Genomic DNA, 16048 nt, shown 5'->3' with positions numbered 1-16048 from the left:
GCGGACAAAGTATACGAGTCTCCGCCGGCCATACGATGTCATGGACGACTCCGGGAACGAGGAGGGACTCGTCGACGGCGACGGGGACGCCGTCCCGCCGCCGGCCGACTTCCGGAACGAGGCCGCGGCGAGCGACCCCTCGGTGTACGAGCGGTTCGAGCGAGAGGGCCCCGAGGCGTGGCGCGAGGCGGCCGACCTCCTGACGTGGGACCGGGAGTACGACGCCGTCCTCGACGACTCCGAGCCGCCCTTCTACGAGTGGTTCACCGGCGGCGAGTTGAACGCGTCGGCGAACTGCGTCGACCGACACCTCGACGACCGCCGGAACCAGCTCGCGATCCGCTGGTTCGGGAAGCGGGGCGAGCGGCGGTCGTACACCTACCTCGACCTCCACCGCGAGGTGAACGCCCTCGCGGCCGGCCTCCGCGACCTCGGCGTCGAGGAGGACGACGTGGTCACGCTGTACCTGCCGATGATCCCGGAGCTCCCGATCGCGATGCTGGCGTGCGCGCGGATCGGCGCGCCGCACAACGTCGTCTTCGCGGGGCTGTCCGCGGAGGCGCTCGCCACGCGGATCGACGCCGCCGACTCCGAGTACCTGGTCACCTGCGACGGCTACTACCGCCGCGAGGACGCCTTCAACCAGAAGTCGAAGGCGGACAACGCCCGGATCCGCGCCGAGAGCGAGCTGTCGGCCGCGGTCGTGGTCGACCGCCTCGGCGACGAGCTCGCCGTCTCGCTGGGCGACGACGAGCACGAGTACGACGCGCTCGTGGCCGCGCACGACGGCGAGACGGTCGAGCCCGTGGCCCGCGACGCGACCGACCTGCTGTTCGTGATGTACACCTCGGGCACGACCGGGCGGCCGAAGGGGGTCGAGCACGCGACGGGCGGGTACCTCGCGCACGTCGCGTGGACGACGCGGACGGTCCTGGACGTGCGGCCCGACGACACCTACTGGTGCGCGGCCGACATCGGCTGGATCACGGGCCACTCCTACGGGGTGTACGGCCCCCTCGCGACCGGGACGACCACCGTGCTGTACGAGGGCTCGCCCGACTACCCGGACCGGGACCGCGTCTGGGACCTGATCGAGCGCAACGCGGTGAGCATCTTCTACACCTCGCCGACCGCGATCCGGTCGTTCATGAAGTGGGGCGCGGAGTACCCCGAGTCCCACGACCTCTCGTCGATCCGCCTGCTCGGCACGGTCGGCGAGTCGATCACGCCGAAGGCGTGGCGCTGGTACCGCGACCACGTCGGCGGCGGCGACGCGCCGGTCGTCGACACCTGGTGGCAGACCGAGACCGGCGCCATCGCGCTCGCCACGCTGCCCGGGGTCACGCCGATGAAGCCGGGGAAGGTCGGCCCGCCGTTGCCCGGGATCGACGCCCGCGTCGTCGACGAGGACGGCGACCCGGTCGACCCCGGCGAGTCGGGCTACCTCACCATCGCCTCGCCGTGGCCCGGCATGCTGCGCGGGCTCCGCGAGGGCGACGAGCGCTACCTGCGCGAGTACTGGCTGAACGGCGAGGACGGCTGGCGCTACCGCACCGGCGACGGCGCGGCCGTCGACGAGGAAGGCTACGTCACGATCCTCGGGCGCGTCGACGACGTGATCAACGTCCGTGCGCAGCGGTTCAACACGGGCGAACTCGAGGCGGCGATCGTCGACGCCGAGGGCGTGACCGAGGCGGCGGTCGTCGGCGACGACGACGGCCGGATCGTCGCGTACGTGACGACGAAGAGCGGCGTCGAGCCCGGCGAGCGCCTGCGCGACGCCATCGCGGACCGGGTGGCGAGCGCCGTCGGCGACGTGGCCCGCCCCGACCGGATCGTGTTCACGCCGGAGCTCCCCAAGACGCGTTCCGGGAAGATCATGCGGCGGCTGCTGGAGGACATCGCCCGCGGCGAGGAGTTCGGCGACGTGAGCGCGCTGCGCAACCCGGAGGTCGTGGGGGAGATCGAGTCGACCGTCCGAGAGACGAGAAACTGATAGCGGTTTCTCTTTTTCGGTTGTGAAGCGTGTCGTGGTTACTTGCCGGTGGGGTCCGTATCGAGGGTATGGGAACGAACGTCTTCGCGGCGGACGCGGTCCACGCCCGTCGCCGCGCGGTGGTCAAGACGCTGTGCTACCGGGCGCTGATGGTGACGATCACGGTCGCGGTCGCGTGGCTCGTCGTCGGCGACGTCGGTCAGGCGGCGAGCATCGGCCTCGTGACGAACGCCGTGAAGACGCTCACGTACTACGGCTAAGAGCGCCTGTGGGACCGCGTCGCCTGGGGCGTGAGTCCCTCCGGGTGACCGGCGGACGTAGTTTCGGAATACAACAAAGAAACGAAACTAATCATTCCGCTGTTTGTCTTCATGCGACGGGGGTTCCGAGGATATACGGTCGAGACCGACAAGAAAGACCGACTTCCGGAACAGTTTTGTTTCGGCTGCTTGTTGAGTTCCGAAACAAATGGTGGACGGCCTCGACGCGGACGCATACGACGCGCTCGTCACCGCCGCGGAGACGTATCGCGCGGCGCTCGTCGTCAGGCTGGCGGGCGAGGCCGGCCTCCGGACCGAGGAGATCACCCGCGTCGCCCCGCGCCACCTGCGCGAGCCGGACTCGGTCGCGGGCGCGCGCCTCCTCGCGGTGCCCGCGGCGGACGGCGACGAGGGCGGGGACGCCGGGTCGACCGCGCTCGGCGGGGAACAGATCGACCGCGAGACCGTGGTACCGGCCTCGCTGGCCGCCGACCTCGACCGGTACGCGACGAGCCAGGGGCTCGCCGACGACGAGTCGTACGTCGACGTCTCGCCGCGGCGCGTCCAGATGATCGTGAGCGAGACAGCGGCGCGGGCGGCGGGCCTCACCGACGGCGCGGTCGACGAGCGGGTCACCCCGAGCGCCCTCCGGAAGACGTTCGCCCGGCGCCAGCTCGTCGACCGCGGCGTCGACCCGCGGGCCGTCCGCGACGCCGGCGGCTGGGAGTCGCTCGGCACCCTCGACCCGTACCTCGACCCGCTCGACGGGGAGGCCCTCGCGGCCGCCATCGCCGGCGACGGGCGGTCCGACGACGGGAGCGCGGAACGGGGCGGAACGACCGCGTTACCGGGGTTCGAGGCGCTCGCAGACCCGGGGGCGGCCGCCCCCGCCGCGGCCGTCGTCGAGGGGCTGGTCGACGCCGACCGCTGGGCCGAGGCGTGGGTCGTCCGCCGCGCGGTCGGCGGCGGGCGGGCGGACGTGACCGCCGCGGCCGGCGTCGACCGCGAGGCGCTCGCGGACCGCGGCGTCGCCGCCGCCGGTCCGTGGCTGGACGCCGTCACGGACGGCGCGCCGGCGACGACCGACGGTCGCCAGGAGACCAACGGACGGCCCGCGGTGGCGGTGCCGGCGGCCTCCGACGGCGCGATTCACGGCGCGCTCTGCGCCGTCGCGGCCGACGGCGACGCGGTCGACGAGTCGGAGCGCCGCGCGCTCGCCGCCCTCGGCGGCTGCCTCGGCCGCGCGATCACCGCCGAGCGGTGGCGGGAACTGCTCCACTCCGACGCGGTCACCGAGGTCGAGTTCCACACCGGCGACGACGGTGCGTTCCTCGCCCGGGCGAGCGACCGCCTCGGCTGTCGGATCGAGTTGGCGTCGACGGTCGACGTCGACGACGACGTGTCCCGCGCGTACCTCTCCGTCGAGGGGGCCCGCCCGCAGGACGTCGCGACGGCCGTCGAGGCGTCGCCGGGCGTCTCCGACTTCCGGGTGATCGAGACCCGCGAAGAGGGCTGTTCGGCGTCGGTCCGGCTCGCGGACGGGTCGCTGGTCAGGGCGCTCGTCGACCACGGCGCGACCGTGCGCGACGCGTCCGCCGCCGAAGGGCGGGTCCGCGTCGTCGCCGACTTCCCCGAGGGAACGAACGTCCGCCCGGTCGCGGACGGGCTCCGCGACCGGTTCGCTGACGTCAGGCTCGCGAGCAAGGAGTCGGTCGCGCGCTCGCCGCGCACGGAGTCGGCGCTGCGGGACGGGGTCGCGGACCGCTTCACCGACCGGCAGTGGGCGGCGCTGTCGGCGGCGTACCACGGTGGCTACTTCGACTGGCCGCGCGGGAGCACGGCCGAGGAGGTGGCCGACGCGATGGGCGTCTCGTCGCCGACGTTCCACAACCACCTCCGGAAGGCCCAGCGGGCCCTCCTCGACGGCGTCTTCGAGGACGAGGCCGACCGGCCGACCCGGAGGGACGACGGGCGGGCGACCCCGCCCGGCGAGTGAGCGGTCGGCGCCCGGGTCGCGAGGGGGTCCGACGGTGCGAGCCCCGCGCTTCCGGGGCGGAATCCTTCACGATTTTTCGTATTTAGCGTCAGCGTTTATATGCCGATATTGGTTGGATACGACCGTACCATGACAGAGGGAGACGGCCAACTGGAAGCGAGATTAGCGGAGCAAGAGGTGTTCGAGCCGTCGGAGTCGTTCGTCGAGCAGGCGAATGTGTCCGACCCGGAGATATACGAGGAGTTCGAGGAGAACTGGCCCGAGTGCTGGGAGACGGCCGCCGACCTGCTGGAGTGGGAAACCGACTACGACCAAGTGCTCGACGACAGCAACCCCCCATTCTACGAGTGGTTCACGGGCGGCGAGCTGAACGCGTCGGCGAACTGCCTCGACCGACACCTCGACGAGCGCGGCGACGAGGCCGCCATCGAGTGGGTCGGCGAGCCCGTCGACGAGGACGACCGCACGTACACGTACGCGGAACTCCACCGCGAGGTCAACGAGTTCGCGGCCGCCCTTCGGGAGCAGGGCGTCGAGGAGGACGACGTGGTCACGATGTACATGCCGATGATCCCGGAGCTGCCGATCGCGATGCTGGCGTGTGCGCGCATCGGCGCGCCGCACAGCGTCGTGTTCGCCGGGTTCTCGGCCGACGCGCTCGCGACGCGGATGAACGCCGCGGAGTCGGAGTACCTCGTCACCTGCGACGGTTACTACCGCCGCGGCGACCCGCTCGACCACCTCGACAAGGCGAACGAGGGGCTCGCGGGCGTCGAGCACGACACGACCACGGTCGTCGTCGACCGGCTGGGGCCGAACGGCGACGGCTTCGGCCACGACCTCGGCGACGACCAGGTCGACTACGACGACCTCGTGGCCGACCACGAGGGCGCCGAGGTCGAGCCGGTCACCCGCGACGCCGAGGACATGCTGTTCCTGATGTACACCTCGGGCACGACGGGGAAGCCGAAGGGCGTGAAACACACGACCGGCGGCTACCTCTCGTGGGTGTCGTGGACCTCGCAGTCGGTCCTCGACATCGAGCCGGATGACACGTACTTCTGCTCGGCCGACATCGGCTGGATCACCGGCCACTCGTACATCGTCTACGGACCGTTGGCGCTCGGGACGACGACGATGATGTACGAGGGCACACCCGACCACCCGGAGCGCGACCGGCTCTGGGAGATCGTCGAGGAGCACGAGGCGACCCAGCTGTACACCGCGCCCACCGCGATCCGCGCGTTCATGAAGTGGGGCGCTGAGTACCCGGACCGCCACGACCTCTCCTCGCTGCGCCTGCTCGGCACGGTCGGCGAGCCGATCAACCCGCGCGCGTGGAAGTGGTACTACCAGCACATCGGCGACGAGGAGTGCCCCGTCGTCGACACGTGGTGGCAGACCGAGACCGGCGGGATGATGGTGACGACGCTGCCCGGCGTCAAGGACATGAAGCCCGGCGCCGCGGGGCCGCCGCTGCCGGGGCTCGACGTCCAGATCCTCGACACGCTCGGCGACGAGGTGGATCCCGGCAAGGCCGGCTACCTCACGGTACAGAAGCCGTGGCCCGGCATGCTCCGGACGCTGTACAACAACGACGAGCGCTACATCGAGGAGTACTGGGCCGAGTACTCCGACACCGACAGCGACGACCCCGACGACTGGGTGTACTTCCCGGAGGACGGGGCGAAGATCGACGACGACGGCTACATCACCGTCCTCGGCCGCGTCGACGACGTGCTCAACGTCTCCGGCCACCGGCTGGGGACGATGGAGATCGAGTCCGCGATCGTCGGCGTCGAGGGCGTCGCCGAAGCCGCAGTGGTCGGCGGCGACCACGAAATCAAAGGCGAGGCGGTGTACGCCTACGTGACCACGGAGGACGGCTACGAGGGCACCGACGAGCTCCGCGAGGCGATCGTCGCCGGCGTTGAGGACGCCATCGGGCCGATCGCCCGCCCCGAACAGGTCGTGTTCACGCCGGACCTGCCGAAGACTCGGTCCGGCAAGATCATGCGGCGCCTGCTCGAGAACATCGCCGACGGCGAGGAGCTCGGCAACACCAGCACGCTTCGGAACCCCGAGATCGTCGAGGAGATCCAGAAGAAGGCCGACGCCGAGTAGCGCTCGGCGAGCCGTTTTCCGTTTGTTCCGTCCGCGACCACGGCGGACCGCACGACGGAAACCATCACGAAAAAACCACACAGACAAGCTCACAACGGACCAAAACATGACAGATAATACCTCACGCGAAGAAGGCGACGCGGTCACCGATAGTGGCCGCGCGGCCGGCGAAGCAGCCACCGACGGCGGCAGCGCGACCGGCGACGCTGCCACCGACGGCGGCGTCGCGACGTCGGGAGCCGCACAGGCGCACAGCAACACCGACTACCTCGGGGCGGAAGTGAACATCCTGAACCCGAGCACGCCGTACATGCGCGATCACCTCCGCATCGTCTGGACGGGGTTCGCGATCTGGGTCCTCGCGGTGTGGGGGCCGGTGACCCTGACGAACCTCGCGCCCGGCGTGATGACGCAGACGATGCCGATCTTACAGTTCCCGCTCCACTACTTCCTCGTCGCGTTCGGCGCGCCGACCAGCGCCCTCGTCCTGGCGTTCTGGTACTCGCGAAAGCGGGACGCGCTCGACGAGAAGTACGGCATCGAGCACGATGACGTCGCGGCGACCGACGGAGGGGTCGACGAATGACGGCGGGCTCGCTGCCCCTTCAGAGCGAACTCCTCCCCGAGGCGCTCGACATCTCGTTCAAGATCGGGCCGGCGCTGCTCGTGATCGGGATGCTGGGACTGTTCCTGACGATCGGGTTCGTCTTCCGCGTGGCCGACACCGACGACATGTGGGTCGCCGGCCGGTCCATCGGGAACGTCGAGAACGGGATGGCGATCGGCGCGAACTGGATGTCCGCGGCGTCGTACCTCGGGATGGCGGCGTCGATCGCGCTGGCGGGCTTCTACGGGCTGGTGTTCGTCGTCGGCTGGACGACGGGCTACTTCATCCTCCTCATCTTCCTCGCGGCGCAGCTGCGCCGGTTCGGGAAGTACACCGCGCCCGACTTCGTCGGCGACCGGTTCAACTCCGACACCGCGCGCGCCATCGCGGCGGTGACGACGTTCCTCATCGGCTTCGTCTACGCCATCGGGCAGGCGAAGGGGATGGCGCTGGTCGGCCTGTACATCTTCGGCAACTACGGGGGGCTCATCCCGGGCCTCGACGGGTACCAGGTGATGGTCGTCGCGATGATGGTCGTCACCGTCGGCTACCTGACGCTGTCCGGCATGCTGGGCGCCACGAAGAATCAGGCGGTCCAGTACGTCATCCTCATCCTCGCGTTCGTCGTCGGGCTGTTCGTCGTCGGCTACACGAACGGCTACTCCACGGTGCTGCCGCAGCTGGAGTACGGCGCGCTGATCAGCCAGCTCGGCAGCGAGTTCTCCGAGCCGTTCGCCGGGTCGAGCTACTACCTCTGGGTCGCGACGACGTTCTCGCTCATCGTCGGCACGTGTGGGCTCCCGCACGTGCTCGTCCGGTTCTACACGGTCGAGAGCGAGCGGACGGCCCGCTGGTCGACGGTCTGGGGGCTGTTCTTTATCTGTATCCTCTACTGGAGCGCGCCCGCGTTCGCGGCGTTCGGCACCGACCTCTACTCGCAGAACGTCGGCGCCACGTACGGCGACCCCGGCATGACGAGCGCGGCCAGCGAGGTCATCGTCGTGCTGGCGGCGCAGCTGTCCGGGCTGCCGGAGTGGTTCGTCGGCATCGTCGCGGCGGGCGGTATCGCCGCGGCCATCGCGACGGTCGCGGGGCTGTTCATCGCCGGCTCGTCGGCGATCAGCCACGACATCTACACGAACATCATCAACGAGGACGCGACGCAGCGCCAGCAGATCCTCGTCGGCCGCCTCTCGATCGTCGCCCTGGGCGCGCTGACGACGCTGGCAGCGCTCAACCCCGCCTCGTCGATCGCGGCGCTCGTGGGTTACGCGTTCTCGCTCGCCGGCTCCGTGCTGTTCCCGATGTTCTTCCTCGGCATGTGGTGGGAGAACGCCAACCGGCAGGGCGCGCTCGCCGGGATGACGACCGGGCTGACGCTCTGGGCGATCCCGATGATCAACCAGATCGTCCCGACGTACATCGGCTCGCTGGAGGCGCCGCTGTCGACGGGGCTCGCGACGTGGATGCCCGCCATCGGCTCTGCGCTCATCACGCTCCCGATCGTGTTCGTCGTCACCATCGTCGTCTCGATGGCCACGGACGAGCCGTCGCTCGAGACGAAGCGGATCGTCCGGCAGTGTCACAGCCCCGAGCCGATGGGGCAACAGGAGACCGCCGAGGACGTCGTCGCCGCGGACGGCGGCGAGGACGTGGCGACCGATGGCGGCCGCGCAGTGGACGACGCGGCCGCCGAGGGTGACCGCGCAGTGGACGGCGCTGCCCCCGACGACACCACGGAGGGGGAGCGGTGATGTACGAACGCATCCTCGTGCCCACGGACGGTAGCGACGTCGCGGAGGCCGCGGTCGACCACGCGCTCGACCTGGCCGAGCGGTACGACGCGGAGGTCCACGCGCTGTACGTGGTCGACATCGACTCCGTGAACTTCAGCCTCGGCACCGAACAGGTCGACCGGCTCAAGCAGGGTCGGTTCGACGAGATGGGCGAGCTGAAGGAGCGGGCCGACGAGGCGACCGGCGCCGTCGCCGACCGCGCCGGTGAGCGCGCGGTCGACGTCGTCGAGCACGTCTCCGGCGGTCGCCCGCACAAGGTGATCGGCGACTACGCAGAGGAGCACGGTATCGATCTCATCGTGATGGGGAGTCACGGCCGGGCCGGCGTGCGCCGCGCGCTGCTCGGCAGCGTCACCGAGCGCACGCTGCGCTCGACGCACGTCCCCGTCCTCGTCGTCGACTACCTCGAAGAAGACTGAGGTCGCCGCGCCGGGACCGCCTCTCCCGGACCGAGAACCGCTCCGTCGCGCGGACGGCCCCGCGCGATTCCGCAAGGCCGACGTACCCCTTCACGCACACTCTATCCATGCCCGACTCGGACGCCGCGGAGACGCCGAACGACGAGACCGACCCGAGCGTCGCCGACCGCGCCCGGACGGTGCTCAGCGAGAACGGCACCGGCATGGCGCAGGACCTGCTGTTCGCGCTCGCGTGGGTGGGGCTCGCGTCGCTGCTGTACGACTTCGCCTTTCCGACGGCCCCGCGGTGGGTGCTGTACATGTTCATGCTCGCGGGGATCCCGGCGTACTTCGGCTTCTTCATCTCGCTGGAGGTAGCCAAGGAGCGCAGCGCCCGGTAGCGGGGGCGCTCGGCGACGCTCGGGTCGCGTCACCCGCGCGTCACCCGGCGAGTTCACGGATGTCCGACACGTCGAGCAGCCGCTCGTCCGGGTCCAGCGCGGCGCGGTACGACGCCCGGGCGACCGTGCCGACGGCCAGCGGCCGCGCCTCGCCCAGCCGCGAAGCGATCGGCCGCGCGCTCGCGAGGAACCGGAGCACGCGGTCGGCGACGCCCGGGAGGTGCGGCTGTCCCTCGCCGTACACCGGGCCCGGGCGGAGCGTCACGACGTCGAGGTCGAGGTCCGCGATGGACGACTCGGCGCGGCGCTTCGCCGTCAGGTAGGCGCTCCGCACGCCGGGGGGCTTCGCCGCCGCGGAGAGGAAGACGAAGGCGTCGACGCCGGCGCGTTCCGCCTCCAGCGCCGTCAGGACGGCCGCGTCGCCGTTGACCCGTTCGAAGGTGACCCCGTCGCTCGGCGACTCGGTGAGCGTCCCGACCGCGTGGACCACGGCGTCGACGCCGTCGAGGCGGTCGCGCCAGGCGTTCGGGCGAAAGAGGTCGGCGCTCGTCCACGAGACGGCGTCCGCCCACTCGGCGTCGACGTCGGGGCGGCCGCTCCGCGAGACGCTGCGGACCTCGTGGCCGTCGCGGACCGCGAACCGGCAGACGTCGCGCCCGATGAAGCCGCTGCCGCCGACGACGAGGAGGGTGGCCATATCGCGGCATATGCGCCGCCCCGCCTTGGGGCTTCGGGACGCCGCGCGGGGGAGCAAAGCGCCGTTCGGCGCCGGTCAGCGGCGGAGGAACCCGAGGAGCCGGTAGTCGCCCTCGGGGTCGTACCGGCGGAACAGGAGGCTGTTCGTGAGCACGGACACCGACGAGACCGCCATCGCCCCGGCCGCGAGGACCGGCTGGAGCAGCCCGAGCGACGCGAGCGGGATCATCGCGGTGTTGTAGCCGAGCGCCCACACGAGGTTCTGTTTGATCTTCTGGAGCGTCGCGTCCGAGACGCGGATCGCCTTCACCACGTCGAGCGGGTCGTCGCGCATCAGCGTCACGTCCGCGGCCTCGATGGCCACGTCGGTCCCGGAGCCGATGGCGGTGCCGACGTACGCGACCGCCAGCGCGGGCGCGTCGTTGACGCCGTCGCCGACCATCATCGCCCGGCGGCCGTCCGCCTGGATCGCCTCGACCGCGTCGGACTTGTCCTCGGGGAGGACGCCGGCGCGGACGTTGTCGGGGTCGATCCCCACCTGCTCGGCCACGGCGCGCGCGGTGCGTTCGTTGTCGCCCGTGATCATCATCACGTCGACGCCGCGCTCGCGGAGCTGGCCGACCGCGCGCTCCGCGCTCGGCTTCACCGTGTCCGCGTCGGCGACGACGCCGAGGAGTTCCCCGTCCTCGTCGCCGGCGGGCAGGCGGGCGACGAGCATCGCCGTCTTGCCCTCGCGTTCGAGCCGCTCCATCGTCTCCGCGGCGGGCGCGGCGTCGACGCCGGCGTCCCGCAGCAGCTTCCGGTTGCCGACCAGCACCTCGTCCCCGTCCACGGTCGCTCGCACGCCGTGTCCGGGTACGTTCTCGAACTCCTCGGGGTCGGCGAGGTCGAGGCCGCGCGACTCGGCGCCCTCGACGATGGCGCGGGCGAGCGGGTGTTCGCTGCCGCGCTCCGCGCTCGCGGCGAGCCGGAGGACCTCATCCTCGGGGGCCTCGGCGCCGCCACCGGCCGCCGAGCCCTCGTCCGCCGCGTCGCCGCGCTCGGCGACGGTCCCGCCGTCGGCGACGGTCCCGCCGTCGTCACCGACGGCGACCACGTCGGTGAGTTCCATCTCGCCAGCCGTGAGCGTCCCCGTCTTGTCGAACACGACGGTGTCGACGTCCTTCGCGCGCTCGAGCACGTCGCCGCCCTTGAACAGGACGCCGTGTTGCGCGCCGATGGTGGTCCCGACCATCGTCGCGGCCGGCGTCGCGAGCCCCAGCGCGCAGGGGCAGGCGATCAGGACCGACGAGGCGAAGACGACGACCGCGAACTCGAACGTCGAGACGGTCCCGCCGACGGGGCCGCCGGCGACCTGGCCCCACAGCGGGAGCCGGTCGACGAACCCGGCGAGCGCCTCGGGGAAGAGGAACCAGACGACGCCCCACAGCAGCGCGTTCGCGATGACCGCGGGCACGAAGTACGCGGAGATCCGGTCCGCGAGGTTCTGGATGTCGGGCTGACGGGACTGCGCCTCCTTGACGGTCTGGACGATCTGCTGGAGCGCGGTGTCGGCGCCGACCTTCGTCGCCTCGACCACGAGGAGCCCGTTCTCGTTGATGGTGGAGCCGACGACCTCGTCGCCCTCCGACTTCTCGACGGGAACGGACTCGCCGGTCACCATCGACTCGTCGACGGCGGACTGGCCCTCGACCACGACGCCGTCGGTCGGGACCTGCTCGCCGGGGCGGACCTTCATGCGGTCGCCGACCTCGACCTCCTCGATCGGCACCTCGCGTTCGGTCCCGTCCCCGTCGACGAGGGTGGCGGTGTCGGCCTCCATCTCCAGCAGCTTCCGGAGCGCCTCGCCGGCCTGCCCCTTCGAGCGGGCTTCGAGGTAGTTGCCGAGGGTAATGAAGACGAGGATGAGCGCCGCCGTGTCGAAGTAGACGCTCCCGGCGACCAGGTCGAGGAGGACGGCGACGGAGTAGACGTACGCCGTCGTCGAGCCCAAGGCGATCAGCACGTCCATGTTGGCGCGGCCGTTCGTGACGAGCGCCTTGTAGGAGTTCACGTAGAAGGGCCGGCCGAGCACGACCTGTACCGGCGTCGCGAGCGCGAACTGGGCCCATACGGCTCTGACGCCGAAGATGCGGTCGGGCACCACCGCGCCACCGAGGAGCAGCTTGTCGACCATGAAAAAGAGGAGGGGCGCGGACAGCGCGGCGCCGAACAGCGTCAGCCGGAGCTGTTTGCGGATCTCGGCGTTTCGCGCGGCGTCCCGCGCGCTCTCGCCCGATCCCTCGCCTTCGCCGTCGGCCGTCTCGCCGTCGCCCTCTCGGACCGGGGAGTAGCCCGCGTCCTCGACGGCGTCGTACAGCGCCGACAGCGAGGTCTCGGCGGGGTTGTACCGCACCTGCGCCTCGTCGGTCGCGTAGTTCACGTCGGCCTCGATGACGCCGGGCACGGACTCCAAGGCGTCGCGGTTGGCGTCCGCGCAGTTCGCGCACGTCATGTCGGTGATCGCCACGGTCGCCGTCTCGGCCACCGCGCCGTAGCCCGCCGACTCGATCGCGTCGTAGATTGCGGCGAGCGAGGTCGCCTCGGGGTCGTACTCGACCGTCGCCTCGTCGGTCGCGTAGTTCGCGTCCGCCCGCGAGACGCCGTCGAGCGACCCCACGGCGTCGGACACGCTCGCCGAGCAGTTGGCGCAGCTCATCCCCGTGATGTCGAGGTGGGTGGTCCTGGTGCTCATCTTAGGTAGTCCTACGGGCTACACCCTTAGTGCGTTTTTCACTTCGAAACCAAAGGTTCGAGCGGCCGATTTCTTCGGATCGAAAGCGATCTCGGTGCCGTGAGCCTGATCGAGATCCGCCGAGCCCGGGATCGAGCGGAACGACGCCGCCTCCGCGGGGGAGCGAGTCTTCGAAACCGCGGTCGACGGAAGGCTATTGGACGCGGCGCCCCTCCCCGAGGTATGGCTCGCGTGGAGCGACTCACGGTGTTTCCGGTGAAGGGGTTAGACGGGGTCGACGTCGAGGCCGCACGGGTCCTCGACGGCGGGACGCTGGAACGCGACCGCGAGTTCGCGCTGTTCGACGCCGACGGCGATGTCGTCAACGGGAAGCGGACCGACCGGGTCCACGACCTCGCGACCGACTTCGACCCCGAGTCGGGCGCGCTGCGGGTCGAGACGCCCGACGGGGCCGTTCGGCGGTTCGATCTGGAGGCTGAGCCGGCCCGCGCCGCAGCGTGGTTCGGCGACTTCTTCGACGCGGACCTCCGGCTCAGGCGGGACGAGTCGCTCGGGTACGTCGACCGCCGGGACATGGGCCCGTCGGTCGTCAGCACCGCGACGCTGGAGGCGGTCGCGTCGTGGTTCGACGGGGTGACCGTCGACGGCGCGCGTCGCCGGCTCCGGGCGAACGTGGAGGTCTCGGGCGTCCCGGCGTTCTGGGAGGACCGGTTCGTCGGCGAGGGGGCGCCGGCGTTCGAGATAGGCGGCGTCCGCGTCGAGGGCGTGACGCCGTGCGGGCGGTGCGTCGTCCCCGAACGCGATCCCGACACCGGCGAGCCGACCCCCGAGTTCCGCGAGCGGTTCGTGCGGCGCCGCGAGGCGACGTTCCCCGAGTGGGCCGAGGCGGACGCGTTCGACCACTACTACTCGCTGACGACCATCGCGCGGATCCCGGAACGCCACCGCGGGGAGACGATCCGCGTCGGCGACGAGGTCGCGGTCCGCGAGTGAGCCTCGTCACTCGAGCGCCGCCGATCGAGCGGCGGAGACCTTCGTATGGGCCGAATACGCGCGCCACAGCGCGTGTGACTGCGGTCCGCCGCAGCACACAACACTTATGACCACGTCGGGAGAGAGTTAGGACGCGATGGCGACAGGCAAGGTCGACTTCTTCAACGACACCGGCGGCTACGGATTCATCGAGACTGACGACGCTGACGAGGACGTGTTCTTCCACATGGAAGACGTCGGCGGCCCGGACCTCGAGGAGGGACAGGAGGTAGAGTTCGAGATCGAGGAGGCGGACAAGGGTCCGCGCGCGACGAACCTCACTCGGCTGTAGCTCGGTCGCGGCATCCGCTACCGACGAACTCGGACAGCTCTCGAAACGCGTTCCCCGTATATCATCACCGCGAGCCGCGGCGCCGCCGTTTTGGTCGCCGGACCCGAATCGCCGGCCATGGAGCCCGCCGACCGCGACGCGTTCGTCGCCGAGAACCTCGACCGCTACGCCGAGACCCAGGGCGTCCTCCCGGAGCGCTTAGCGGAGTTCGGCGAGGCGTACCGGTCGCAGGGACACCTCACGCGCGAGCAGCTGTACGAGATCGCCTACGAGTCCTCGACTCGGAGCGCCTATCACGTCGAGAAGAACCCCGAGTCCCGGTGCCGCGAGGTGACGCGGAACGCCCGCGTCGTGGACGGTGACTTCTCGACGATCCACCTGATCACCGGTCTCGCCGGCTTCAAGGCGCCGACCGCCTCGTGCGTGCTCGCGGCGCTCGACGGCGACCGCCACGCCGTCGTCGACACGCGCGTCTGGGCGTCGTTAGAGCGGCTCGGCTACCTCGAGGGCCGGAAGGAGTCGTTCGACGCCGACGATTACGTGACGATGATCGAACCCATCCGCGACATCGCCGCCGAGACCGGACACCGCGCGGTCGACGTAGGGTACGCGCTGTTCGCGCACGACGCACACGTCCGGGAGGGGACGCTTCACTGACGCCACGGACCGGTGCGCGGGGACCGCGCCGGTTGCGGCGACGCTCGACGACCGCCTACAACGGGTACTCGACGCCGGTCGCCTCGGTCGAGTACGCCCAGAGCTCCCGGGCGTCGTCGCGGTCGTAGGAGGCGTCGTTCGAGCGCCCCACGGTCGGGTGCCCGCGCATGTTCATCAGCCCGCCGGGTTCGACGTAGGCGCCGCCGTCGACGTCGGCCGTCGCCGCGTACAGCATCGGCTCGACCCCGACGTCGGCGTCTTGGCCCAGCACCGCGTTCGCGGCCTTCATCCCGACCTTCATCAGGGGGTTCCCGCTCTCCTCGGCGGTGCGCAGCTGGAGGTTCGTGTCCGTGTAACCCGGGTGGCAGGCGACGCTGCGGATCCCCGGACCGTCCCCCTCGTCGTCGGCCGCGTCGAGGCGGCGCTGGAGCTCGTAGGCGAACAGCAGGTTCGCGAGCTTGCTGCGCCCGTACGCCCGCCACTTCCCGTAGGAGCGCTCCCAGTTGAGGTCGGAGAAGTCCATCTCGCCCTGCTCGTGGGCACCGGACGACTGGGTGACGACGCGCGCGTCGCCGCCGATTCCCTCGGCGTCGGCGAGGAGGTCGAACAGCCGCCCCGTGAGCGCGAAGTGGCCGAGGTGGTTGACGCCGAACTGCGTCTCGAACCCGTCCTCGGTCTCGCTCCGCGGGATGGCCATCACGCCGGCGTTGTTACAGAGGGCGTCGACGGCGTCGTAGTCGTCCGCCAGCCCCTCCGCGAACGCCCGCACCGAGTCGAGCGAGGCGAGGTCGCACTCGCGGACGTCGAGGTCGCCGTCGAGGCTTCCCCGGACCTCGGACCGGATCTCGTCGGCCGCGTCCTCGGCGCGCTCGACGCTCCGACACGCCATCACGACGGTCGCGCCCTTCGCGGCGAACTCTCGCGTGCCCGCGTAGCCGAGCCCGCTGTTCGCGCCGGTGACGACCACCGTCTTCCCGTCCAGTCGCGGCATCTCGTCGGCCGTCCAGTCCGTCATGGATCGAGAATGGGGCGTCGCAGTGAGAAACCTGTCGGCGGGCG

At 70.8% G+C, this 16048-nt stretch carries 14 protein-coding genes; 11 read left to right on the top strand and 3 right to left on the bottom strand.

The genetic code is table 11. The annotated features are described in order from the left end of the window. The first annotated feature begins 40 nt into the window (after positions 1 to 40). From acs (EXE50_RS03035) to EXE50_RS03000, 8 genes are all read left to right on the top strand, one after another. The gene (gene acs / locus EXE50_RS03035) at positions 41 to 1996 is read left to right on the top strand and encodes an acetate--CoA ligase (protein WP_137704331.1); all 1956 of its coding nucleotides are present in this window, start codon (positions 41 to 43) and stop codon (positions 1994 to 1996) included. 68 nt (positions 1997 to 2064) lie between these two features. Then, entirely contained in the window at positions 2065 to 2256 is a 192-nt protein-coding gene (locus EXE50_RS03030; protein ID WP_137704330.1) for a DUF2061 domain-containing protein, read from the top strand. Between the two features lie 208 nt (positions 2257 to 2464). After that, positions 2465 to 4252, top strand: coding sequence for a bacterio-opsin activator domain-containing protein (locus EXE50_RS03025; RefSeq protein WP_137704329.1), 1788 nt, complete (start codon positions 2465 to 2467; stop codon positions 4250 to 4252). A 129-nt stretch (positions 4253 to 4381) separates the two neighbouring features. Further along, positions 4382 to 6376: an acetate--CoA ligase gene (gene acs, locus EXE50_RS03020; RefSeq protein WP_053771231.1), complete on the top strand. Its 1995-nt coding sequence runs from the start codon at positions 4382 to 4384 to the stop codon at positions 6374 to 6376. 106 nt (positions 6377 to 6482) lie between these two features. After that, a complete protein-coding gene (locus EXE50_RS03015; protein ID WP_053771230.1) occupies positions 6483 to 6962 on the top strand; it encodes a DUF4212 domain-containing protein in 480 nt (159 codons plus the stop codon). Then, positions 6959 to 8737 carry a VC_2705 family sodium/solute symporter gene (locus EXE50_RS03010; RefSeq protein WP_137704328.1) on the top strand — a complete coding sequence of 593 codons (1779 nt, stop codon included), beginning with the start codon at positions 6959 to 6961 and terminating at the stop codon, positions 8735 to 8737. The genes EXE50_RS03015 and EXE50_RS03010 overlap by 4 nt, the downstream gene beginning before the upstream one ends. Further along, positions 8737 to 9198, top strand: a complete 462-nt coding sequence (locus EXE50_RS03005; RefSeq protein WP_053771228.1) for a universal stress protein — start codon at positions 8737 to 8739, stop codon at positions 9196 to 9198. Before EXE50_RS03010 ends, EXE50_RS03005 begins: the two co-directional genes overlap by 1 nt. 107 nt (positions 9199 to 9305) lie before the next feature. Then, complete coding sequence (locus EXE50_RS03000) at positions 9306 to 9578, top strand: hypothetical protein (RefSeq protein WP_053771227.1); 273 nt, start codon at positions 9306 to 9308, stop codon at positions 9576 to 9578. A gap of 40 nt (positions 9579 to 9618) precedes the next feature. On the opposite strand, the gene EXE50_RS02995 is transcribed toward EXE50_RS03000, so the two are convergent. Continuing rightward, positions 9619 to 10275 (bottom strand): NAD(P)-dependent oxidoreductase, encoded by a 657-nt coding sequence (locus EXE50_RS02995; RefSeq protein WP_137704327.1) that lies wholly within the window; start codon positions 10273 to 10275, stop codon positions 9619 to 9621. A 75-nt stretch (positions 10276 to 10350) separates the two neighbouring features. Beyond that, the gene (locus EXE50_RS02990; protein WP_137704326.1) at positions 10351 to 13008 is read right to left on the bottom strand and encodes a heavy metal translocating P-type ATPase; all 2658 of its coding nucleotides are present in this window, start codon (positions 13006 to 13008) and stop codon (positions 10351 to 10353) included. A gap of 222 nt (positions 13009 to 13230) precedes the next feature. On the opposite strand from EXE50_RS02990, the gene EXE50_RS02985 reads away from it, so the two are divergent. The 3 genes from EXE50_RS02985 (at position 13231) to EXE50_RS02975 (ending at position 14989) form a co-directional block, all read left to right on the top strand. After that, positions 13231 to 14001, top strand: a complete 771-nt coding sequence (locus EXE50_RS02985; protein WP_137704325.1) for an MOSC domain-containing protein — start codon at positions 13231 to 13233, stop codon at positions 13999 to 14001. Between the two features lie 136 nt (positions 14002 to 14137). Beyond that, positions 14138 to 14332: a cold-shock protein gene (locus EXE50_RS02980; protein ID WP_004045866.1), complete on the top strand. Its 195-nt coding sequence runs from the start codon at positions 14138 to 14140 to the stop codon at positions 14330 to 14332. A gap of 117 nt (positions 14333 to 14449) precedes the next feature. Next, positions 14450 to 14989 (top strand): hypothetical protein, encoded by a 540-nt coding sequence (locus EXE50_RS02975; RefSeq protein WP_137704324.1) that lies wholly within the window; start codon positions 14450 to 14452, stop codon positions 14987 to 14989. A 55-nt stretch (positions 14990 to 15044) separates the two neighbouring features. Here EXE50_RS02975 and EXE50_RS02970 read toward each other — a convergent pair whose 3' ends face one another. Further along, positions 15045 to 16004, bottom strand: a complete 960-nt coding sequence (locus EXE50_RS02970) for an oxidoreductase (RefSeq protein WP_077152263.1) — start codon at positions 16002 to 16004, stop codon at positions 15045 to 15047. Between the last annotated feature and the right edge of the window lie 44 nt (positions 16005 to 16048).

Source organism: Halorubrum sp. ARQ200 (assembly GCF_005435115.1).
Classification (GTDB): Archaea; Halobacteriota; Halobacteria; order Halobacteriales; family Haloferacaceae; genus Halorubrum; species Halorubrum tropicale.
The sequence above is the reverse complement of the archived record's forward strand: the minus strand, read 5'-3'. Positions and strand labels throughout refer to the sequence as shown.